This window comes from Achromobacter sp. RT286_PF (assembly GCF_059760425.1).
The window spans coordinates 46,226-66,590 of the sequence record NZ_JCBAMR010000021.1 but is presented as its reverse complement, the minus strand read 5'-3'; the positions used below and the strand labels follow the sequence as shown (position 1 = coordinate 66,590).

The window sequence follows — 20,365 nt, the reverse complement described above, 5'->3', positions numbered from 1 at the left end:
CCGGCTGCCCTATCTGACACACACATACCCCGTCGTCCACCCTTCGGTTTCCGTCCATTTTCCGCCCGCGGACACGATGACCCCGGCAAAGCCCGCGGGACAGGAACACTGCCCTGTCACGGGATTGGCCGTCGACACGCCGGTGTAATGCCTGCACCCACGCGGATGATTGAGGCTGTAGGCGCCACCAAAACCGCTTGATGCACGCTGCCAAACCCCGGACTGGCACGTCAACAATTCACTTTCGTGGGATGACGCCACGGTGCCAACCCCGACGTTGCAGGGGTGACCAGCCGTGCCGCGGGCGCCCACGGAAAGATACCCGCCTGCGATGATCGAGGATGCCGCGGTGAGCGACCCCGCCAAGCTGGGGTCCCGCGCATCGCCAATCTTTACGTACGGCGTCAGGTCCGGCATGACGGGCTGGACGCTGGTCTCGGCTTGTCCGCCGATGCCCGCCCAGAGCGCCACGGTGCCCGCCGCATAGGGCGGGGCGTTGGCCAAGGGGTTGGGAAAACTGAAGGCCGGCCCCCGCACCCGCCCGGGCGCCTCGGGCCACACCGCGCCCGCATACCCTTGCGCGGCGTCAATGATCGTGGAGATGCCGACCAGGTCCGGCGCATGCGTTCCCTTTTTCAGCACGGGCGTGTCGCTGTAGACCAGGGCATCAAGCCGGCAGCGCGGGCCGGGGCACGCGTCGTGTCTCACGATATGAACCCGCACGCCGAATCCCATCGCCGTGCGCACCGGAAAATCAGCGGGCAAATATGCCTGCGTGCGCAATTCCGCCACGGTGGGTGCAAACGGGTCCGCGAACAACGGGGCTCCGCCCTCGCCCACCAAAGGGCCGCCCTTGGACAAGGCGTCGAAATGGCGCTGGAGCGTTTGCGCCATCGCCTGTCTGACCTGCATCAGCCACACGCCCGTGGAGCGCGCCGCCGCGTCTTCGATCCGCTGGACGAGCTGGTTTGACGCCCAGATCGCAATCATGGACGTCAATGCCAGCGCCACCGCCAGACCGACCAGCGAGAACCCGCCTTGGGGCCGGCATGCGCGCGGCGACCCGCGCGCGCCCTTGCCAAAGAGCGGCGGCGTCATCTTGCGGTGAAAGTGAAGGTGTTGACTTCACCCTGGCTGCATTGCGCCTGCGCGAGGGCGGCGCGATACGGCACGTCGGGAACGGCCAGCGCGTCTTTCACGACTTTTGCGCCCGTGCCGCCGCCTATGGAGATAGCGTCCGAGACCCGTTGCAACACCGAGGCCAGCGCTGGGCACGCAGCATGGCTGACGTTAGTCAGGGTGACGACGAATGCCGACCCCAGCCCGCCCCCGCCGGACGCGGCGGCAGCCACCTCGACCACACCGTTGCGGCCCGTTCCGCTGCCGCCCAGACCGTGCACCACCCGTGCCGACGCCCCACTGCCCACGACAGCCAGCACGCTGGAGTCGCGCAGCGCATTCGCCAGCGCGCCGGTGTCCAGCCCCTCGTACGGCGTCACGCCACCACCCTGGGCATTGATTTTCATGCTGGCAATGAAACGCTGAATTTCCTCCCCGACCTTGGGCACCTTGTTTTCGATGACATAGGCGCCTATCGCCGGAATCCCGACGATGGCGATCAACAACACGATGGCGGTCACGATGGACACCTCCATCAAGGAAAAGCCCCGCTGCCGCGTTATGCGGCATCGACGCCGGTTTTTACTGTTCATGGGTATTCGCTGCATCGCTGCCTCCGTGGATAGATGAAATGTGCGCGAGTGGTGGTTCGGTACAGTCCTGCCCCGCGCTACTGACTTGCATAAAAATTCGTAAGGGCGCGCCGCAACTCGTCAATGACGCCGTAGTGCCAAAGCGTGATGCCCAATACCGTTGCCAGCGAGGCGACAAGCAGCGACCAACGCAATGCGGTCGCCTGTCTGCGCACGCGCGCCAGCAGGCGAGCTTCGACCCGCTGGCGTACTCGCGCCAAGCCCGCTTCAAGCCCCAACGCATCCATCATGTCGGCCATGTACCACAAGGTTTCCTGGTCCAGCATGCCGGTGGCGAAGATGTCCGGCCCGCTATCGCCCGCATCAATGTGGTCCAACATGGCTTGCAGATGCGTGTGCAGCCAAGGTGACGCGCCCCCCGCCTGCACCGACAGCGCACGACGAAGCCGGGTGTCCGCCGACCCGCGTTGCCGGATCAGCACAGACAACAGGCACAGAAAGCGAATCGCCTGAAAGTCGCGATACAAGCGCCATAACAACCATCGGTCCAAAGCGGCTCTGGCGCCGCCGGTCAGATTTGGCAAGGACCAGAGGCTTAGCAAGGCGATGCCCAGGCTCAGCACCAGCCATAGCAGCAGCCACTGATCCAGCGCGCCCGCCAGCCCGAACAGGTTGCGCGTCAAGCGGCCGTAGTCTTCCGGCGGCACCAGCTGGAAGACCGATTGCAGGCGCGGCACGGTGAAGTACGGAATGGCGCATAGCAACGCAAAGGCGACCGTGGCCGCGACCACTCCCGCGGCAGCGGCAGAGGCGACAGCCAGCCACGCTTGCCCCGCCAAGCGGACGGCCCCGGCAAGATCGCGCAACGCAGCGGCAAGGTCACCGCCCTCTTCCTGCACACAACTGACAAGACGACATTCGTCCAGCGGCAAGGTGCCAGACCATGCAACACCAAGGTCGCCGCCTTCCTCCTGATAGGAAGACGCCCAATGTCGGGACAGGCGGCCACGCACCGTTCGCGGGCCATAGCGGCGCGCATCGTCCTCGAAGATGTCGCGCAGGCTTTTACGCCCCTGCGTGCCCTCGATAAGATCGGCCAGATACGCGTAATAATCCGCGCGATGAGGCCGAAACCTTAGTGCGTCGAACCATGGCGACATGCCTTGCCCTGTGATTCGCGGCCACCCGCGAGCAAGTGTTTGCGGTCGGTTCATGAGGCGCCTCGCGGGGTTTGACGCACAGCCGCCGCCGGCGCCCCCATGGGGACATCGAAACGCCGCAACAGCGCGCGCGGGTCTACCTCGCCAGTGCTGACCTTAAGCAGAGCACAATGCAGCGCGCGTGCCCCTCGCGTGGCGGATTCCCGCCAGTCTTGCCCAGCCGCCTCCGGCTCCGTGCCCGACTGAAAACCCGCCTCGCGTACCAGCTTGTCCAGCCCGGCGTTATCACGGGCGCGCACGCGGTCCAGAAATCCGTCCAGGCGCTCGGGCTCGATCATTTCGGCCGCTACACAGCGACCCGACGTGCCGTTCAGCTGCGACAACTGTGGGCGTCGGCACGCCGGACATCCGTCTGCGTTCCTGACCCGTAGCTGGCCGGCATCCAACTGATAGGTGCCCTGAAGTGCCTGCACCCACGCCCGCCAACCCGCCGCGTCGTACGCCGCGTAGGCGCCTTCGACGCCCCCAACGGCATCAGCTGCCCGCCAGAGCCTGTCCACCGGCAACGCGCACGCGGGACACAAACGCGGCAACAGCGTCTGATAGACCAGTAGTTTCAAAATGCCTGGCGTGGCCAGGAAATCTCGCGACACGCCGATGGCATCCGAAGCAAGGCGTTCGGGAATCATGGCGGCCGCGCCCGCATGGGTCGTGGCGTAAAGGCTGATGCCCGAGCTGGCAAGGTCCATGAACGCGCGGCCCGTATTGACGTCACGGATTTCACCGATCAGCAGATCATTCATGGCCGAGCGCTTGATGGTCTTCAACTTGGCATCGAATGACGCCCAGGCGGATTCCGCCAACGCGCCACCCAAGGTGTTTTGCAACGCATTGGTGATGATGTATTCCACCGGGTCTTCCAACGTTATGACCTTGCGCGTGGGGTCGATACCGCGCATCAAGGTCGCGATGGTCGTGGACTTGCCCGACCCGACCACGCCGGCCAGCACAATGGCGCCGCCCTCGCGGTCACGGGCGCGTAGCAAGGTGGCGATTTGCCCGGGCGGGTAGCCCAAGGTCTGGAGGTTGCCGTCGGCCGTGGCGTCCAGGCGCAGGATGCGCAAGCACACCGACGGCCCGGCATCGGCGGCCAGAGAGGCCCATCGCAACACGATCGGAATGTCATCGACCACAAAGGCCAACCGCCCTTGCTGTTCAAGCGCGGGGTCGAAGACGGCGCCATTGCCGCCGCGCACGTCCATCCAGGCCACCGCCAGCACCTCCAGCAGCGTGTCGTTCGACAACCCGGCGAACCGGTCCGTGGACACGTAGTCGCCGTTGATCGTGTAGCGGATGTCGCAGGACTCGTGCCGCCGATTCACGTTGATATGCACATCGCTGGCGCCCTGCAAGACGCCCCAGCGAACAATGTCCAGGAACAGCGCGGCCAGGGCAGATGCGCGATCCGCCTGAGGACCGGCGCCCGATCCGCCCACGCCGGGCGCTGTCAATTGGCCCCGCGCAATCATCAGGAGCAATGGCGCGGGCAACTGGTAACGCAGGGGCGCGGCCAGGCGGTAGCCGGCCGCCGCCACCATGCGCTGCAACTCGTCGATGGCATCGCCGTGGACATATTCCTTGACCGCGAAGATGGCCACCTCGCCACTGTCCAGCAACACCGGGCACAGCCTGCCGGCCAACGAGGCCAGGTCAAACTCGCGGGCCAGCGCCCGCACAAGCGCGGGGGTCAGCCGCGCGATGTCATCGAGGGTGCCCAACAATGGAGGCGGCTGCGAGGGGCTTGGAATAACGCGCGGGATCATGGCGTTGCCGCTCCGATATCGACGCAAGCGGTGTGGTCAAGATCGTCGCGGCGCAAATGCACGCAGGCGCCTTCGACGGCCAGCAGTCGATAAGCGCGCGCAGAGTAGGCGCCGGCGACAGGGGCTTGGTGGCCGGCCCGATAGCGCAGTAGCGCGCCGTTGATAACGACGTCGACGTTAAGGCGGCGGGTAGATCCGTAAATGGCCGCCACGCGGATGGCGTCTACCTGCCGGGCGGTGGGCTCGTCGGGCTGTGCCGTCGCGCGGCCCGACGGGCAGATGCCGGGCACACGGCAATCGGCCAGCGCGGCAGCCGCGTCGGCACGCAACAAGGTCTGCACTGTTTCGACCCCTGGCCAGGGCCGGGCGTCTTCAAGCGGCAGCGTTGTTGCATGTGAGGCCCCGCAGCCGCATAGCGCCACAAACGCGATGGCGACAAGTCCCGGTTTAGTCTTGTTCATAGAGATCTCCTTGCAGTTCGGCGACCAGCGTGCTGGCCACCAAGGTGGGCTTGGCCTGTGCTTGGACGTCCACCACAAGACGAGACCAACGCGCGGGCGTAAGCGCGGGGGTAAGCGCGGTGGGGATAAGGCCGATCGACCGCAACGGACCTTGCAGACGCAGCGCGCGCCGTCGCAATACCGGGAGGGTCCGCGACGGGGAGACTTGGGCGCCAACGACCGATGCGTTCGACAACGACAGCGGCAATGCCACCGCCGACGCCAGCGACACTGACGCGAATGCAGGCTGCAAGCGCTGCAATGCGGCCACCAGTTCGGTGTCGACATGCAAGCCGCTAGGCAGCGCCAAGGCAGTCAGAGGAATAGGTTCGGATGCCACGCGCCACGCTAACGTGGCTTCGTCCAAGGGCTTGAATGACACCTGCCAGCCAGCGGGCAGCCGCGCGTACAAGCGTTGATTCGTCGCGAAACGGTGCGCGCGCGCATAGACCGCCGCACAACGCCAAACGCCCTCGCCGGCATCGCACTGCGCGCGGCGTAGCGCCCAGCCCTGTACCTGGATGGGCAACAGTCCCACACTGCGTAGCAGCCGCGCGACATCGTTCGGCCCATGCGCGGTCAGGGCGCCCAACATAGCCTGATGGGCGCTTAGCGGATCGGGTGGCGCGGAATCCTCAGCAGGCACTGCCGCCCAATGGGACAGAACATAAGGGACAACCGACCGCCAAACCGGCGGTGCAAGGGCCGCCATGGCGACGCACAGCAGGAACAGACGCAGTACAAACGGCACGCCCGCCCAGCGCGATGGCAAAGGCGCGAGGCGGGCGCCCGAATCCACCGCGCTGATGAGGCAAGCCCAGATGGAGTCGGGATCGTGCGCCGGTAAGCCAGGGCGTTGTTCTTGCAACCGCGCTTGCGCCTGCAACGCGTCATCGTGAGACACAAACACACGATCCGCCTGGGACAGCACCACACCGTCCTGAGCCGCGACCAGCCAGTACCGACCATCAGGAAGCGCGATGACGCAGTGTCCGCCGGACGGAAACCGCAGCGCGTAAAGCTGCGCGGCGGCCAGGACGAAGGGCCTTGCAGGACGGCGGGCCGTGCGACCAGGCGCGGCGTCCGCTGCCCGATTGCCTAGGTGGCCGTCTACGGGTTTGCCTACGCGATTGCGCCACCATTCACCGGCGCGTGCACGCCGCATTCCGCGCAGGCGCCCGTACCCCGCCATCGTTGCTGGCGAACCGCCTACGACGACGTGCGTGGCGCGCAACCGGCGCCCACGCGCGCGCGCAAGGGCCTGCGTGTCGGAGCCGATCAATACCAGCCATCGCAGGCCGAACGCCAGGCGATGGCCGGCGCCGGGGCAGTCAAGCAACAACGGGTCCGGGGCTCGTTTCATGGCGGCTTAGTACCCCTCTTCTACTTGGGCGGTGACGAGCATCAACGTCGTCTCGCGCGCCTGCTCGGCGCTGTCGTGCCCGCCGGCGATCAGCGGTAGCCCCGGGGCCAGGCGCTGGCCTGCATGCTGGTCGGTACTGCGGTCAAAGCCGGACAAAATCACGGGTTGCCCCGGCCGCAGCTCTATTTGCTGAACCGTGCCATTGCCGTCAATCGTGATCTGCTGCACCTGGACCTGATTGCCGCGCTCGCCAAAGGTGATGGTCTTCAGTGGTTGCGCCACCGCGTTGTCATACGCCACGGACAGCAAGATCTGGCCGTCATGCTGGATATCAGGAACCAGGGTCAGGAACGAGCCCACGGTTTCTTCTTTTTGCGTGATGGACACGGCCGGCAACGTGCCGTTGGCGCCCCCCGCCGTGGTGCCCGGCACCGCGGTGCTTTGTACGCGATCGATGTAGGAAAACGTGGTGCGAATGGCATGAGTGACCGGGCGCCGGTTAAGCGTCAAAACCGGAACCTTGTTGTGCCGGACGATCGCGCCCATTGTGCTCAGCGCAGACACCAGCGCTTGCGACCCTTGCCAGGCGCCCCGCCCCGCCGACACGTCAAGCGTGCTTGCCCCCGCAGCCGCCACGGCCGGCATGGCGTAGCGCGCGGAAGCCCCCGCCGCCGCGTATAGCGCGTTCCAGTCCAGGCCACCCGAGGCCGATTGCTTGACAATGACGGTGATTTCTTCAAAGACAAGCCGCACGCGACGCGTCATGGCTTTGTTTTCGCGTTCGAGGAAGACCGCGATGCGCTCCAACGCGTCGGGAGTGTCAGTGACGACGAGGGACGATGCGCCGTCCACCGCATCGGCAATCAGGCCCGACCGCGTCAGGAACGGCGCGATGCTGGCCCGCAGCACGGCCAGCGCGTTGTGTTCCTTGGCCGCCAACGTGGTGCTGGAGGTGCTTTCGAAGCCCTCACCGTCTGCGTTGCCGGACCTGCCCAGGCGCACGTCGACCGCGCTTGCCAACGACAGCGCGCGCACGTCGAACACGCGCGTCTCGGTGCGGTAGAACTCCAGCGCGTTGCGCACGTATCGCCAATGCACCGAAAAGCGCGCGGCCAACGCGTCCAGCAAGTCGGCAAGCGGCAAGGGGCCGTCCCGGACTTCCATGCGGTACGGCGCCGGCACGGACAAGCCGCCCGTTACGGCAAGACGCGGCAGAAATTGCTCCAGCGGCAGCAACGCTTCGGGTTGCACCCGCACCGGGATGCCGGTGGCAGCGCCCAGGCGTTGCGCCAATCCGAAAAGATCGGCGTCGTCCGCAAGCATCAACGTGGTGGGCACGTTCTCGCGCAAAGCGGGCGGCAGCGACACGTCGCGTGCCAAGGGTTGCGGCGTGCCGGCCACCCACGGCGCCGCCACGTCCTGCGCGGCGATGCGCGCCTGGCGGTCGGACAAGCCCTGGGCGAACGCGCGGTGATGGCCGGAGACAACATCAAGCCGTTCGATCGCCGCCCGATTCAAGTGCGCCACCTGCTCCGTTGCCGCGCAGCCAGCTAGCGCGCAAGTGGCAGCCACCCCAAACCATTGAAGCCGGTTCATGCCCCACTCCCTTGCGCAGGCGCGGCCCGCGAACACGATTGGGCCAGCGGCACCACCCGCAGGACCTGATTGCCGTAGAAGCAAGGCTGCAAGGGCTTGTCGGCCAGCTCGGTGGCGCTCAGCAATTCGCGGACAGCGGATTTGAAGTCGCCGGAAAAATCGGCCGAGGCGGACAGGGGAATGTCGACGTCGACAGCCCAGTGTTGCGGGCGAAAGGTCCAGCCCGAATCACCGGCCCACCGCGCCAGCACGGCGCGCAGCGTAGTGTCCGGGGGTGCGGCCCGATACCTGCTGACGGCGGCAGCCGCATTTGGGCTTGGAATGGCGGATAGGGATACGCCTGAAATTGAAGTGTCTGACGTTGAAGCGGCTCCGCTTGAAACAGCTGCCGTTACAGCGCCCGCCGTTGAAATGTCTGCCTTGGAATCGCCGGGCAAAGAAGCCGCAAGCACAGGCGCATCACGCGTGCCCAATGGCCCTTTACCCGCCAGTTGCCCTACGCCCGCGAGCGGTACGGCGACGGCGGCTTCTGCCGACATCGAAACCGGTGCGCCTGGCGCGGCCGCAACATCGGCTGCGCGTTCGGTGTCGCGTTGGGTGTCGCGTCGGGCTTCGCGTTCAGCGCGCGCCATCAAGCGCCCGCCGCGAAACCGCAGCGCGTCCCACGCCCCCGCCACCACCGCATAAGGGTCGCGCCGCGTATAGGGCAGCGCGTGTTCAACATTTGCTCGCACACCGAAGATAGCGGGCAAAGGTTGCCCCGGCGCGAATTGCAGCCAGACGTCCTTGCCGTCGTCGAACACCTGCATGGGCGCAACCGCCGGGTCGCCAGACAAGCGCCAATCAAAACGAAACGCGCGCGCAGCGGACCCGGCAGGCTGCCACCCCACACCGGCGCCATCATTGGCGGGCCAGCCAGTGCAAGCCCCCAGGCAAGACACGCCTGCCACCAGGAAAATGATTCGAACCATGCCTCACCGCAAGCTGAAGGCGCACCGGAATCGGTACGCATGAACGGCATGGTGGACGAGTGCAAAGCGGGCCGCCAGACTGGCATGTACGCATGGATGGATTGATCCACCCTGCGGGACAGGCGTGCCGAAGACGAAAAAAAACCCGGTCTGAAAGACCGGGTTTTTGCGGTGGCGGCAGGCAGCTTCAGCGCTGCCCGGGCCTGGCCTGTCGCTTAACGCTGCGCGGCGATGCTGCGCGCCTGCGAGGCCGCATTGTTCAATGCTGACACGGGCGGAACCTTGCCTTCGAAGGCGTCGTTCAGTTGCTGGTTCAGAACGGGTTCGATGCGCGCGTAGTTGGCCATGCGGAAGCCGCGGCTGTTGCTGGCCGGACGGTTGCTCATCGACGCGATCACGGCCTGTGCGCCCGGAATGCTCTTGTAGAACGAGACGTCAGACGCGCGGAACGCGGCTTCGGTCAGGGGCAGGAAGCCCGTGCGCTGATGCCATTCGGCGGCCACGACCGGCTTGGACAGCCAGGCCAGGAACTGAGCCGTTGCCTTTTCTTCGGATTGCGGGCGGCCTTCCAGCGCCCACAAAGCCGAACCGCTGACAAACGGTTGGCCGGCAGCCTTGGTGGCCTGGTCGTAGTACGGCACCGGCGCCACGCCGAACGACAGCGACTTGGTGTTCAGGAACGTGCCGAATGCGCCGGAATTGGCGGTCAGCACCGCGCATTCACCCTTGGCGAACAACTTGTCGGCCGACGCGTCGCCCGTGTGCGCCATGAACAGCAACGAACGCTTCCAGCTGACCATCAGGGAGATGTGGCGCATGTAGAGCGTGTCGAACTGCATCGCGGGCGCGGCGCTTTTCTTCGTGATCGCGTCCAGGCCGTTGTTGTTGCTGGTGAATTGCTGACCGTTGATCGGGGCCAGGTTCTCCAGGTGCACGGTGACCTGGTCGCTGGACGCGTAGGGGCAATCGATGTCGGCCACGTCGCGCAGCTTCAGCAGTTCGGCTTGCAGGCCGTTCCAGGTGCGCGCGGGGTTGTTGGGATCAAGCCCGGCCTTCTTGTAGGCGGCGGTGTTGTAGAACATCACCGGCACTTCGGCCATCCACGGGAACGCCAGCAGGCGGCCCTTGCTGTCGCGCGTGAAGCTGCTGGTGGCCGGCACGAACCAGTTCAGGTCCTTGATCGGGTACTTGGCTAGCAGTTCGTACATCGGCATGATGGCTTTGTGCTGCGCCACGACTTCCGGTGAATGGTTATCCGTCAGCTGGACCAGGTTGGGCGCCTTTTTGGCCTTGGCGGCCGATGCGGCTTCCTGTTCCAGCGCCTCTTGCGAGGCGAAACCACGCAGCTTGACGCTGACCTGGTCCTGCTCTTTGTTGTACTGCTTGGCCAGTTTTTCGAACTCGGCCTTGTTGGCGTCCGACAGTGTGTGCCAGACCTGGATTTCCACGGGTGCGGCGTTAGCCACCCCCGCCAGCGCCATCGCGGCGCCGAAGACCCATGCACGCCGGCTGGCGAACATCGCGCGGGCAACGCCCGCCAATTGCAGATTCTTCATAGGTTCACAGACCAAGAAAAGGAAATTCCGGTTCCGGCCGCCGTCCGCTGAGCAGATCGGCCAAAGCCCGGCCCGAGCCAACGCCCATCGTCCAGCCGAGCGTCCCGTGACCCGTGTTGATATACAGGTTGGGGATGCGGCTACGGCCGATGATGGGCACGTTCGAGGGAGTGGACGGGCGCAGGCCCGACCAATAACTGACGCGTTCGAAATCGAGCGCGTCGGGAAAAAGTTCTTGCGCCAGGCGCGTCATGGCTTCGCAACGGCCGGTGTTCAGACTGCGCGAATATCCCGAAAGCTCGGCGGTGCCGGCCATGCGAAGACGGTCGCCCAGACGCGAAAACACAATTTTATGGCTGCTGTCGGTCAGGCTGACCGTAGGCGTGGCTTCCGGCTTGAGCACCGGGAAGGTCGCCGAGTAGCCCTTGGCGGGATACACGTTGCACGGGATGCCCAAGGGACGCAGCAGATTGGGACTGAAGCTGCCCATCGCGACGACATACGCGTCTGCCGAGAGGGTGCCGTAGCGGCCATCGGGTTCAATGATTTCCATGCCGTGCACGGCGCCGCCTTGCGTCAGCAAACGCGTGACTCGCGTGTTGTAGCGAAATTCGACGCCGGCGCGGGCGCAGCGTTCGGCCAGCGCGACCGAGAACAAGTGGACGTCGCCGCTTTCGTCTTCAGGCGTGTAATCACCGCCCACGATGGTCTGGCGGTGCGGGGCCAGGGCCGGTTCGATGGCGATGACCTCATCTGCCGTGACCACGCGGCGCTCGACGCCGAAATCGCGCATCAGGCCGGCGGCCCGTTGCGAGTTTTCGAATTCGTGGGGATCGCGGTAGAAGTTCAGGATGCCGCGTTCAAGGTGGTCGTATTCGATGCCCAGTTCGGCGCGCATGCTGCGCAGCGTGGCGCGGCTGTACTCGGCCATGCGCACCATGGCCCGAATATTCGGAGCCAGCCGGCCCGGCAGGCATTCACGCAGGAAGGCCAGGCCCCACATCCATTGACGCCAGTCCAGCTGCGGCCGGAACAGCAAGGGCGCGTTGTCCTGGAACATCCATTTGAGCAGCTTGAGCGGCGCCTGCGGATTGGCCCAGGGTTCGGCATAGGAAACCGAAATCTGCGCGCCATTGGCAAGGCTGGTTTCCTGGGCGGGACCGGTGCAGCGATCAATGACCACAACGTCGTGGCCGGCCTGGTTCAGCCACCAGGCGCTGGAGATTCCGATAATGCCGCTACCCAATACCGCTACTTTCATGCCCGCATTGCTCCTTGCATGCCAAGTCGGCCACGGACCCGATGTCCGCCCCTTTGGCAAGCCGCTGCGAAGGCAGTTTACCCCGCCGATTTGCCTTCGCCTACGTATAAAAAAGGGGCGGAAGTCACGAAGCTTTTCAGCCTGTGAATTCCCCCCCGATGATTCCCGTGGTCCGATTTACGACGCGGCTTTCGCCAGGTCGGCCTCGGACGTGAAGGCATCCGCGTAGAACTCTTCCGGCGGCAGCCCGTTCTGCACGCTGAATTCGCGACGCGCGGCATCCACCATCAGCGGCGTGCCGCAGGCATAGACTTGATGGCCGGACAGGTCCGCGATGTCTTGCATGACGGCTTCATGGACGAAGCCGGTGCGCCCCGACCAGCCGTCTTCGGGCAGCGCATTGGACACCACCGGTACGTACTTGAAGTTCGGCAGCAGGCCCGACCAGGACTGCGCCAGTGCGTCCATGTACAAGTCCTGGGGACGGCGGCCGCCCCAGTACAGCGTGACCGGGCGCGCAATGCTCTTGTGGATCATGTGCTCGACGATGGCCTTCACAGGCGCAAAGCCCGTGCCGCTAGCCAGCAGCACGATGGGCTTGTTGCTGTCTTCGCGCAGGAAGAAAGAGCCGAACGGCCCTTCCAGCCGCAGGATCTCGCGTTCCTTCATCTGCGTGGTGCCGGCGCCGAATACATGGTCCGTGAAAAGCCCGCCCGGCATGTGCCGGATGTGCAGTTCAAGCGGGCTGCCGGTATGCGGCGCACCGGCCATCGAATAGCTGCGACGACGCCCGTCTTTCAGGATGACTTCGATGTACTGCCCGGCGTAATAGCGGAACTGCTCGGAAGCAGGCAGTTGCAACTTAAGCACGGTGACATCGGGCGCCACGCGTTCCAGCGTCTGCACGCGCGACGGCAGCTTGCGAATCTGGATGTCGCTGGCCAGCCGGACTTCGGTGGATTCAACCACCATGTCGGACGCGGGCCGCGCCTGGCAAAACAGCGTGTAGCCGTTGGCCAGTTCTTCCGGCGACAGGATCTGGGCGGGATATTGCCCGGCGTCGAACTCCCCGGACACCACTTTGCCCTTGCAGGTGGAGCACGCGCCATTGCGACAGCTGTAGGGCAGCACGATGCCGGCGGCCAAGGCGCCGTCGAGCACGGTCTGGCCGGGCTCAACCGGGAATTGATGCTTGCTGGGTTGGATGATGACCTGGAAGCTCATGATGAAATGGTTCAGGGTTGACGAAAGCGCCATCCGGCCAGGCCGAAATGGCGCGTTGCCCGGCCCGGCCTCAGGCCGGGAACTTGCGAATTTCCTTGACGCGATTCGCGCCGTCCACCAGCACGACCTGCGGCTTGTGCTTGGCGGAGTCTTCTTCGGACATCGGCCCGTAGGTGCAGATGATCAACAGATCGCCCACCTGGGCCCGGCGCGCGGCCGCGCCGTTCAGCGAGATGGCGCCGCTGCCGCGGGCCGCCTTGATGATGTAGGTGTCGAAGCGTTCGCCATTGGTGACGTTGTAGAGTTCGATGCGTTCGAACTCGCGCATGCCGGCAGCGTCCAGCAGGTCTTCGTCGATGCCGCATGAGCCTTCGTAGTGAAGATCGGCTTCGGTGACCGTGACGCGGTGTAGCTTTGCCCGCAGCATGATGCGTTGCATGATGGAAATTCCTGGTTCGCGGTCCGGTCCGCGACGTGTTGCTTAAGTGATGCCCGGCATCCGGTTTTGCCGTTGGAAGCCGGTATTCTATAATTTTTGCCGCAGCGGGACGGCCCGTTGCTGCGCACGGTCAAACGACCGGTGTTTTTTTATCCGGGGACGACCCCTTATTGCCGGCGCAATGCCGGCAGCGCAACAGAAGGAGTCGTCAATGACCTGGATCATCCTGGTGCTAGCGGGCCTGTTTGAAATCGTCTGGGCCGTGGGCCTGAAATACACCCATGGCTTCACCCGCCTCTGGCCGTCCCTGATTACCGCGGGCGGCATGGCCATCAGCGTGTGGCTGCTGGCTGTCGCCATGAAAACGCTGCCGCTGGGCACCGCCTACGCCGTGTGGGTGGGCATCGGCACCGTGGGCGCCTTCGTGGCCGGTATCGTGCTGTTCGGCGAGTCCACGAGCTGGATGCGCATCGTCAGCGTGGCCCTGATTGTGCTGGGTCTGATCGGCCTGAAGTTGTCTTCGGCGTAATCCGCACAGGTGTCTTCGGCGTGACCGAAGACACCCCGGCCCGGCGACCGGTCAGAAATCCAGTTCGATCTCGACCGCGTCGCCGACTTTCAAGCGCGCGCCGGCCGGCGCGTCCAGAATGGCGTTCTGGCCAAACACCACCCCGATATCCAGATTGCGATAGCCCGCCAGCGTACGGCCGGGCTCGTCGTGCTGCTGGGCGGTGCGCTGGTCGATGTCGGGAATCGAGCAACGAGTGCACGGCTTGACGAACGCCATCCGAACGCCCGCTGCCGTGATCATGGCGGTATGGTCTTCCTCGAAGGGTTCCCATTCGCCCTCGACCACGATGTTGGGCCGGAAACGGTCCATGGGCACCGGCGCCACGCCCTTGGCTTGCAGGCGCGCGTTCAAGTCATCCAGCGAGGCCTGGTTGGCGATCAGCAGCGGGAACCCATCGGCAAAGCCGAAGTGGTGGTCGCCCACGAAGGCGTCCGCCAGATCGGGATGCGCATCCACCCAGCGCGATACCCAGTCGGGCTTGGCGTTGCGCGCGGCAGCGCTGTCCACTTTCAGCAAGCGGCACGGCGTTTTCAGGAATTCCGAAAACCATTGGCCCGTGGCGGCGCTTTCGTGGCGCGCCGATATCGTGTCGGCCCAGACCGCCACGGTTTGCGCCCCGGGCTCGATGCCGGATTCATCCAGGGGCACGTCCAGATCGGGCATGCCGGGCGCGCTGATACGAAGCGCATCGGCGGTCAGCGCCGTGCGGATCAGGGCCATCGCCGGCCATTGGCGCTGCGTCATGAACTGCCCATCGGCGCCGATCAGCATCCAGCGGCGGTCGTAAGCCAGGCCGGCCCGGTCGATGGGCGACTCCGCCAGATCGATGCCGGCGCAGGATTTGATTGGGTAAATGTGCAAGCTCAGGATACGGGCGGACATGGCGGCATCGCTTTGGCGTGAGGGGAATCCGCGCAAGAATAGCAGAGAGCAGACGCCGGCATCAGTCGAATTTCAGGCGCCGCACCGCGCATGAAAAAACCCGGGCAAGGCCCGGGTTTCGGTGTGGGAGGTACAACCCGCCAAGGTCCGACGCGGCGGGCTGAACGCGGCGGATCAGCCGCCCACCAGCTTCAGCGTATCCAGCGGCGTCACCGCCTTGAAGCCCTTGCGCGTCGCGATATGTTCGGGGCGCGGCGTCAGGCCGTACTTGGGCGGGTTCAAGGTGTTCTCCATGCTGTTGTAGACCATGAAGACATTGGCACGCGGCCACGGCGAGATATTGCTGTTCGAGCCATGCATGGTGTTGCAGTCGAAAAACACCACCGAACCCGCCTTGGCGGTCATCGAGCGGATGCCGCCCTGCTCTACCAGCAATTGCAGGCTGACCGGGTCCGGCACCCCGTATTCCTGCTTTTTCAGCGATTGCTTGTAGTGCTCGTTCGGGGTTTCGCCCACGCACGAGATGAACTGGCGGTGCGAGCCGGGCACCAGCATCAGCGGGCCGTTGCACTCGTTGTTGTCGGTCAGCAGCACCGAGCAGCTCAGCGCGCGCATCGACGGCATGCCGTCTTCCACGTGCCACGTCTCGAAGTCCGAGTGCCAGTAGAACTCTTTGCCCTTGAAGCCGGGCTTCATGTTGGCGCGCGACTGGTGAATGTATACCTCGGAGCCCAGGATCTGCCGCGCCACGTTGACCAGGCGCGGGTCGCGCACCAGGCGCGACAGCACGGGGTTCAACACATGCACCATGAAGATGGAGCGCACGGCGTTGCTGCCGGGTTCAGTGATGGATTCCTCGCGCCGGATGATCGACGGGTCGCGCGTCATGCGCTCGACCTCGGCGGACAGCGCGCGGATCTCTTCTTCGGAAAACAGGTTTTCCAACAAGAGAAAGCCGTCGCGCTCATATTGCCCGACCTGTTCGCCGGACAAGGCGTTGGCGTACTTGCCGTCGCCATAGACCACCGGGTCCTGGCGGGCAATGATGGCGGAGCCCCGGTCCGTACGGGAGGCGTACGGATCCTTTGCAGGTGAGATCATGCGAACCTCCTTGTATCAAGCCGCTTTGGCTTCGGCTTCAGGCAAGGCGTAGACGCCTTCTTTGTCGTGCACTTCCTGGCCGGTCAGCGGGGGGTTGAAGACGCAGATGACGCGCAGCGGCTCTTTGCCGCCGCACAGCCAGTGCTCGTCGTGTTCGTTCAGCGCGTAGACCACGCCGGGGCCCAAGTCATACTTCTTGCCGTCGGCGATGGTCTCGATGGAACCGTCGCCTTCAATGCACCACACCGCTTCAAGATGGTTCTTGTAGTGGATGTGCGTGCGGCCGCCGGGAAAGATGGTGGTCTCGTGGAAGGAAAAGCCCATGCCGTCCTTCTTGAGCAGCACGCGGCGGCTGACCCAGGTGTCGGTACGGACTTCGTCGGCGGTGCCGATCACATCTTTGACATTGCGTACGATCATTGACGTTTTCCTCCAAATTTAAGAATGCGGGCGGACTGGCCTTCTTCTGCCAGCGCGTCGGCCACGCTGGCCTCGATGATGTCCAGGCCCTTGCTCAACAGATCTTCTTCAATCGTCAGCGCCGGCAGCAGCTTGAGCACTTCGTCATGCGCGCCCGAGGTCTCGATGACGACGCCCTTCTGGAATGCCTGCTGCGCGATGCGGTTGGCCAGCGCGGGGGTGGTGTTGCACACCAGGCCCTGGATCAAACCACGGCCGCGCACCGACAGGCCCGCGTTGGGATAGCTGTGGACCAGGTTTTCCAGCCAGTCACGCACCGTGCGTTCCTTGCGCTGGATGTCGGCCGTGAAGGCGGTGTTGGCCCAATAGGTTTCCAAGGCCTGCGTGGCGGTGACGAACGCCAGGTTGTTGCCACGGAACGTGCCGCTGTGGGCGCCCGGCTTCCAGATGTCCAGCTCGGGCTTCATCAGCACCAAGGACATCGGCAGGCCGAAACCAGACAGCGACTTGGACAGCGTGATGATGTCCGGGCGGATGCCGGCGGCTTCAAAGCTGAAGAAGGTGCCGGTACGGCCGCAGCCCACCTGGATGTCGTCCACGATCAGCAGCATGTCGTGGCGCTTGCACAGCTTTTCCAGCTCTTTCAGCCAGCGTAGCGTGGCAACGTTGACGCCGCCTTCGCCCTGCACGGTTTCAACGATGACGGCGGCGGGCTTGTCCATGCCGCTGCTGGGATCTTCCAGCATGCGTTCCAGGTAGGCCATCGTGTCCACGTCGGGGCCGAAGTAGCCGTCATAGGGCATGAACGTGGTGTTGCCCAGCGCATAGCCGGACGCTTCGCGGAACTTCATGTTGGCCGTCACGGCCAGCGAACCGCCGCTGACGCCGTGAAAGCCATGCGTGAACGAAATCACATTCGAACGGCCCTTGACCTGGCGCGCGATCTTCAGCGCGGCTTCCACGGCATTGGTGCCGGTGGGGCCGGTGAATTGCAGCGTGTATTGCCAGTTGCGCGGCTTGAGCAGCACGCGATCCACCGTCTCCAGGAAACGCTTCTTCGCGCTGGTCGCCATGTCCAGGCCGTGGACGACGCCGTCCGCCTGCACGTACTCCAGCAGTTTTTCCTTGAGAACAGGATTGTTGTGGCCGTAGTTCAGCGTGCCTGCGCCGCTGAAGAAATCGATGTACTCGGTGCCGTCTTCGTCGATCAGCGTCGAGCCGCGGGCCTGGCTGAATATCACGGGGAACGACCGAATGTAGCCCCGCACTTCGGATTCCATCCGGTCAAAGATTTTCAAGTCCATATGATCAATCCTCCCTTTTTCATCTCATAAGTCGAATAGACGGCACGATCCCTCCGGATGCGGTGAACGCATTCGGACAGGCATTGCCATCCCGGTAATTTCGATAAGTCCGCTGGGGTTGCGCTGCCCTACGGGGCAGGCAATGCGAACGGGCCTATCCTCAACAACATCTCGTCGTCATGGTCCGCGCCACCAAACAATTGCCGGTCGAAGAACGGCTGTTCGGAAACGTGGGCGCCAAGCTCGCCGGCCAGGCCGGTAAAGCTGCGGCGCGATGCCTGGTTGTCAGGCCCCACCGTGGTTTCAAGATATCGAACATGCTCGAGCCCCTTGCGTTGCAAGAGGTCGCGAAGCATGGCGCGGCCCAACCGATGGCCGCGTGCGCGGGTGTGCACCGCAACCTGCCAGACGAACAACACGTCGGGGCGGGTCGGGATCACATAAGCGGAGATAAAACCGTCGATACGTCCGCCGGCACTTTCGGCGATGACGCAGGTGTCGCTGAAATGCTCACCAAGGAGCAAGTAGGCGTAGAGGGAATTCAGGTCGAGCGGCGGGCACTCGGAAATGAGCTGGTGAATGGCGGCGCCGTCTTTGCGGGTGGGCAGACGCATCGTATGGGTCTGCGCGCGAACCGCCGGCGCCACGGCACTTGAGAGATGGGGGGTGTCCAGTTCGTTTTTCTTCATGCAACGATTCCCGATTCTGGGGGTGCCCCGCCCGTGGGCACTTCAAGGATGGGCGACGATACATCGCCGTGCGGTTCCGCTGCGACTGCCTGCCCTTCCTGCTCCATCAGCGCCACGATGCGTTCCAGCGATAGCGTGATGGTGGCTTGCTCAAGCTCGGGCAACGCGTTCAATGCGTCGGCCAGATGCTTTTGCAGGGGAGACGGGGCGCCTTGGGCCAATTCGCGGCCGGCGTCCGTGGCAGTAACGAAAACAATGCGGCGATCTTCGCGGCCGCGTTCACGGCGGATCAAACCCTTGTCTTCCAGGCGGTCCAGGATGCCAACCACCGTGCTGGGGCTGACATGCATTTCACGGCTGATGGCCGTGGCCGTCATCGGGCCATTGGCCATTACCGTGCGCAGACACATCAACTGCGGAGCAGTGATATGGCTGACCGCGGACAACTGTCGCGAGTGCAATGCGATCGAACGCGTGATGCGGCGCAGGGCTCGCAAAATGCGCAGGTCGTACTGCTGGGAGGGATCAGTGTTCGCGGGGCTGGTCATGGAAGAGAAAGGTTCGGTCAAATTCATTTCTACACGAATGATATGCGCCCGATGTATTCGCGTCAAACAAAAATCCCGCGCACGATGTAAATAAATGAACACGGATTTGCAGAAGATATAAGCAAATTTCCCGGACTTGCGAGAGGAGCAAGTGGCGTGCTCAAGGAGCGGCCGCGTGGGCTAGAACAGCATCGCCGCACGAGAAATGCCGAGGAAAAAAACAATTGTTTTATTTAAATCCGCGGATATATCATTTGTTTTTAATCGGTACATCCCGGCCTTACCCACATGTCATTGCCCCCTGACCTCATCCCGACCTTGCAGCAAAGAATGGAAGGACTGCCACCGGAGCTGCAACGCGCGGCGCATTGGGTGGCGGCGCATCCGGCGCAAGTGGGGTTGTGGTCGATGCGGCGTCAAGCCCAGGCGCTCGGCGTGGCGCCGGCCACCATGCTGCGGCTGGCGCGGGCGCTGGGATATTCCAGCTACGAAGCATTTAGACAGCCTTTCCAACAAGCGCTTGCCGGCAATAGCGGCCAAGCCCAGCCCGGCCTGCGTGATCGCGCCGCCGCGCTGCAAGCAGCGGCCGGCGATGCCGCCACGCCGGGCCACGATGTCTTGACCGACTACCAGGTCCAGGCGGTGACGTCAGTGTGCGCCCTGAACCAGGCGTCCGCATTCGACGCTGCCGTCCAGACTTTGCTGAACGCGCGGCAGGTGGGCTTTCTGGGCACGCGTTCCGCCTTCGGCATCGCGTTCCAGATGCGCTACGCCTATCAGTTGGTGCGCCGTAACAGCGTGCTGATCGACGGCCTGGGCGGGGCGCCAGCCGAACAGGCCGACGGCTTGGACGCTGGCGACGCGCTCATCGTGATCTCGCAAGCGCCCTACCCCACCGCCACCGTGCAACTGGCACGCCAAGCGGCGCAGCGGGGCGTGGCGCTGATCGCCCTGACCGACGACCCCTTGTCGCCGCTGGCCGTGGACGCACGCCACACGCTGCGCTTCGCCCCGCCCGACCGCGACGGCGTGCGGGCGAACCCGGCCCGCCGAGGCCCCGGCTCGTTCTTTCACACCACCGCCGGCTTGCTCGGCTTGGCCGAACATCTGATCGCCAGGTTGACGGCTCGCGGCGGCGCGGACGTCCTGAACCGCCTGACCGAAGTGGAACAGCGCCTGCGCGCCGACAACGTCTATTGGACCGCCCCAACGTCCCGCCGCCCCGGCTGACTTCAACCCTCACCT

At 64.5% G+C, this 20,365-nt stretch carries 20 protein-coding genes; 2 read left to right on the top strand and 18 right to left on the bottom strand.

Going from position 1 to position 20,365, the window contains the following annotated elements; translation table 11 throughout:
- Positions 1-9: 9 nt before the first annotated feature.
- The 12 genes from AC6LJY_RS17265 to panD all read right to left on the bottom strand — a co-directional run bounded on the left by AC6LJY_RS17265 (position 10) and on the right by panD (position 13,605).
- Positions 10-1,098, bottom strand: coding sequence for a PulJ/GspJ family protein (locus AC6LJY_RS17265; RefSeq protein ID WP_498136424.1), 1,089 nt, complete (start codon positions 1,096-1,098; stop codon positions 10-12).
- Positions 1,095-1,712 (bottom strand): type 4 pilus major pilin, encoded by a 618-nt coding sequence (locus AC6LJY_RS17260; RefSeq protein ID WP_046803699.1) that lies wholly within the window; start codon positions 1,710-1,712, stop codon positions 1,095-1,097. Before AC6LJY_RS17260 ends, AC6LJY_RS17265 begins: the two co-directional genes overlap by 4 nt.
- A gap of 77 nt (positions 1,713-1,789) precedes the next feature.
- Positions 1,790-2,872, bottom strand: a complete 1,083-nt coding sequence (locus AC6LJY_RS17255) for a hypothetical protein (protein ID WP_498136423.1) — start codon at positions 2,870-2,872, stop codon at positions 1,790-1,792.
- Between the two features lie 50 nt (positions 2,873-2,922).
- Complete coding sequence (locus AC6LJY_RS17250) at positions 2,923-4,695, bottom strand: ATPase, T2SS/T4P/T4SS family (protein ID WP_498136422.1); 1,773 nt, start codon at positions 4,693-4,695, stop codon at positions 2,923-2,925.
- Complete coding sequence (locus AC6LJY_RS17245) at positions 4,692-5,156, bottom strand: hypothetical protein (RefSeq protein ID WP_498136421.1); 465 nt, start codon at positions 5,154-5,156, stop codon at positions 4,692-4,694. The genes AC6LJY_RS17250 and AC6LJY_RS17245 overlap by 4 nt, the downstream gene beginning before the upstream one ends.
- Positions 5,143-6,558, bottom strand: coding sequence for a type IV pilus inner membrane component PilO (locus tag AC6LJY_RS17240; RefSeq protein WP_498136420.1), 1,416 nt, complete (start codon positions 6,556-6,558; stop codon positions 5,143-5,145). Before AC6LJY_RS17240 ends, AC6LJY_RS17245 begins: the two co-directional genes overlap by 14 nt.
- 6 nt (positions 6,559-6,564) lie before the next feature.
- On the bottom strand, positions 6,565-8,154 hold the full coding sequence (locus AC6LJY_RS17235; RefSeq protein ID WP_498136419.1) for a type II secretion system protein GspD: 1,590 nt from the start codon (positions 8,152-8,154) through the stop codon (positions 6,565-6,567).
- Positions 8,151-9,125, bottom strand: a complete 975-nt coding sequence (locus AC6LJY_RS17230; protein WP_314359991.1) for a TrbG/VirB9 family P-type conjugative transfer protein — start codon at positions 9,123-9,125, stop codon at positions 8,151-8,153. Before AC6LJY_RS17230 ends, AC6LJY_RS17235 begins: the two co-directional genes overlap by 4 nt.
- 215 nt (positions 9,126-9,340) lie before the next feature.
- Positions 9,341-10,681 (bottom strand): extracellular solute-binding protein, encoded by a 1,341-nt coding sequence (locus AC6LJY_RS17225; protein WP_314359988.1) that lies wholly within the window; start codon positions 10,679-10,681, stop codon positions 9,341-9,343.
- Between the two features lie 4 nt (positions 10,682-10,685).
- Positions 10,686-11,942: a D-amino acid dehydrogenase gene (locus tag AC6LJY_RS17220; RefSeq protein WP_120154622.1), complete on the bottom strand. Its 1,257-nt coding sequence runs from the start codon at positions 11,940-11,942 to the stop codon at positions 10,686-10,688.
- 177 nt (positions 11,943-12,119) lie between these two features.
- Positions 12,120-13,166, bottom strand: coding sequence for a CDP-6-deoxy-delta-3,4-glucoseen reductase (locus tag AC6LJY_RS17215; RefSeq protein ID WP_219992036.1), 1,047 nt, complete (start codon positions 13,164-13,166; stop codon positions 12,120-12,122).
- A gap of 70 nt (positions 13,167-13,236) precedes the next feature.
- Positions 13,237-13,605: an aspartate 1-decarboxylase gene (gene panD / locus AC6LJY_RS17210; protein ID WP_498136418.1), complete on the bottom strand. Its 369-nt coding sequence runs from the start codon at positions 13,603-13,605 to the stop codon at positions 13,237-13,239.
- Between the two features lie 211 nt (positions 13,606-13,816).
- Between panD and sugE the strand changes: the two genes are divergently transcribed.
- Positions 13,817-14,134 carry a quaternary ammonium compound efflux SMR transporter SugE gene (gene sugE, locus AC6LJY_RS17205; RefSeq protein ID WP_046803706.1) on the top strand — a complete coding sequence of 106 codons (318 nt, stop codon included), beginning with the start codon at positions 13,817-13,819 and terminating at the stop codon, positions 14,132-14,134.
- A gap of 51 nt (positions 14,135-14,185) precedes the next feature.
- Here the strand turns inward: sugE and AC6LJY_RS17200 are convergent, their stop codons facing one another.
- The 6 genes from AC6LJY_RS17200 to AC6LJY_RS17175 all read right to left on the bottom strand — a co-directional run bounded on the left by AC6LJY_RS17200 (position 14,186) and on the right by AC6LJY_RS17175 (position 19,120).
- Entirely contained in the window at positions 14,186-15,058 is an 873-nt protein-coding gene (locus AC6LJY_RS17200) for an MOSC domain-containing protein (RefSeq protein ID WP_046803757.1), read from the bottom strand.
- 174 nt (positions 15,059-15,232) lie between these two features.
- Positions 15,233-16,159, bottom strand: a complete 927-nt coding sequence (gene thpD, locus AC6LJY_RS17195) for an ectoine hydroxylase (RefSeq protein WP_046803707.1) — start codon at positions 16,157-16,159, stop codon at positions 15,233-15,235.
- A 15-nt stretch (positions 16,160-16,174) separates the two neighbouring features.
- Entirely contained in the window at positions 16,175-16,579 is a 405-nt protein-coding gene (locus AC6LJY_RS17190) for an ectoine synthase (protein WP_006218546.1), read from the bottom strand.
- Positions 16,576-17,883 (bottom strand): diaminobutyrate--2-oxoglutarate transaminase, encoded by a 1,308-nt coding sequence (gene ectB / locus AC6LJY_RS17185; protein WP_498136417.1) that lies wholly within the window; start codon positions 17,881-17,883, stop codon positions 16,576-16,578. The genes AC6LJY_RS17190 and ectB overlap by 4 nt, the downstream gene beginning before the upstream one ends.
- 128 nt (positions 17,884-18,011) lie before the next feature.
- Positions 18,012-18,572, bottom strand: a complete 561-nt coding sequence (gene ectA / locus AC6LJY_RS17180) for a diaminobutyrate acetyltransferase (RefSeq protein ID WP_498136416.1) — start codon at positions 18,570-18,572, stop codon at positions 18,012-18,014.
- The gene (locus AC6LJY_RS17175; protein ID WP_046803710.1) at positions 18,569-19,120 is read right to left on the bottom strand and encodes a MarR family winged helix-turn-helix transcriptional regulator; all 552 of its coding nucleotides are present in this window, start codon (positions 19,118-19,120) and stop codon (positions 18,569-18,571) included. The genes ectA and AC6LJY_RS17175 overlap by 4 nt, the downstream gene beginning before the upstream one ends.
- 288 nt (positions 19,121-19,408) lie before the next feature.
- Here AC6LJY_RS17175 and AC6LJY_RS17170 point away from each other — a divergent pair, with 288 nt between their 5' ends.
- Positions 19,409-20,350 carry a MurR/RpiR family transcriptional regulator gene (locus AC6LJY_RS17170; RefSeq protein WP_498136415.1) on the top strand — a complete coding sequence of 314 codons (942 nt, stop codon included), beginning with the start codon at positions 19,409-19,411 and terminating at the stop codon, positions 20,348-20,350.
- Positions 20,351-20,365 lie beyond the last annotated feature (15 nt).

Excerpts from the sequence above, each read along its gene's own strand:
- AC6LJY_RS17265 (WP_498136424.1), bottom strand. The coding sequence starts at position 1,098 with ATGACGCCGCCGCTCTTTGGCAAGGGCGCGCGCGGGTCGCCGCGCGCA.
- AC6LJY_RS17220 (WP_120154622.1), bottom strand. The coding sequence starts at position 11,942 with ATGAAAGTAGCGGTATTGGGTAGCGGCATTATCGGAATCTCCAGCGCC.
- AC6LJY_RS17230 (WP_314359991.1), bottom strand. The coding sequence starts at position 9,125 with ATGGTTCGAATCATTTTCCTGGTGGCAGGCGTGTCTTGCCTGGGGGCT.
- AC6LJY_RS17235 (WP_498136419.1), bottom strand. The coding sequence starts at position 8,154 with ATGAACCGGCTTCAATGGTTTGGGGTGGCTGCCACTTGCGCGCTAGCT.
- AC6LJY_RS17250 (WP_498136422.1), bottom strand. The coding sequence starts at position 4,695 with ATGATCCCGCGCGTTATTCCAAGCCCCTCGCAGCCGCCTCCATTGTTG.
- AC6LJY_RS17225 (WP_314359988.1), bottom strand. The coding sequence starts at position 10,681 with ATGAAGAATCTGCAATTGGCGGGCGTTGCCCGCGCGATGTTCGCCAGC.
- AC6LJY_RS17200 (WP_046803757.1), bottom strand. The coding sequence starts at position 15,058 with ATGTCCGCCCGTATCCTGAGCTTGCACATTTACCCAATCAAATCCTGC.
- thpD (WP_046803707.1), bottom strand. The coding sequence starts at position 16,159 with ATGATCTCACCTGCAAAGGATCCGTACGCCTCCCGTACGGACCGGGGC.
- AC6LJY_RS17175 (WP_046803710.1), bottom strand. The coding sequence starts at position 19,120 with ATGACCAGCCCCGCGAACACTGATCCCTCCCAGCAGTACGACCTGCGC.
- AC6LJY_RS17245 (WP_498136421.1), bottom strand. The coding sequence starts at position 5,156 with ATGAACAAGACTAAACCGGGACTTGTCGCCATCGCGTTTGTGGCGCTA.
- AC6LJY_RS17240 (WP_498136420.1), bottom strand. The coding sequence starts at position 6,558 with ATGAAACGAGCCCCGGACCCGTTGTTGCTTGACTGCCCCGGCGCCGGC.
- AC6LJY_RS17255 (WP_498136423.1), bottom strand. The coding sequence starts at position 2,872 with ATGTCGCCATGGTTCGACGCACTAAGGTTTCGGCCTCATCGCGCGGAT.
- AC6LJY_RS17260 (WP_046803699.1), bottom strand. The coding sequence starts at position 1,712 with ATGAACAGTAAAAACCGGCGTCGATGCCGCATAACGCGGCAGCGGGGC.
- AC6LJY_RS17215 (WP_219992036.1), bottom strand. The coding sequence starts at position 13,166 with ATGAGCTTCCAGGTCATCATCCAACCCAGCAAGCATCAATTCCCGGTT.
- AC6LJY_RS17190 (WP_006218546.1), bottom strand. The coding sequence starts at position 16,579 with ATGATCGTACGCAATGTCAAAGATGTGATCGGCACCGCCGACGAAGTC.
- panD (WP_498136418.1), bottom strand. The coding sequence starts at position 13,605 with ATGCAACGCATCATGCTGCGGGCAAAGCTACACCGCGTCACGGTCACC.
- ectA (WP_498136416.1), bottom strand. The coding sequence starts at position 18,572 with ATGAAGAAAAACGAACTGGACACCCCCCATCTCTCAAGTGCCGTGGCG.
- ectB (WP_498136417.1), bottom strand. The coding sequence starts at position 17,883 with ATGGACTTGAAAATCTTTGACCGGATGGAATCCGAAGTGCGGGGCTAC.
- AC6LJY_RS17170 (WP_498136415.1), top strand. The coding sequence starts at position 19,409 with ATGTCATTGCCCCCTGACCTCATCCCGACCTTGCAGCAAAGAATGGAA.
- sugE (WP_046803706.1), top strand. The coding sequence starts at position 13,817 with ATGACCTGGATCATCCTGGTGCTAGCGGGCCTGTTTGAAATCGTCTGG.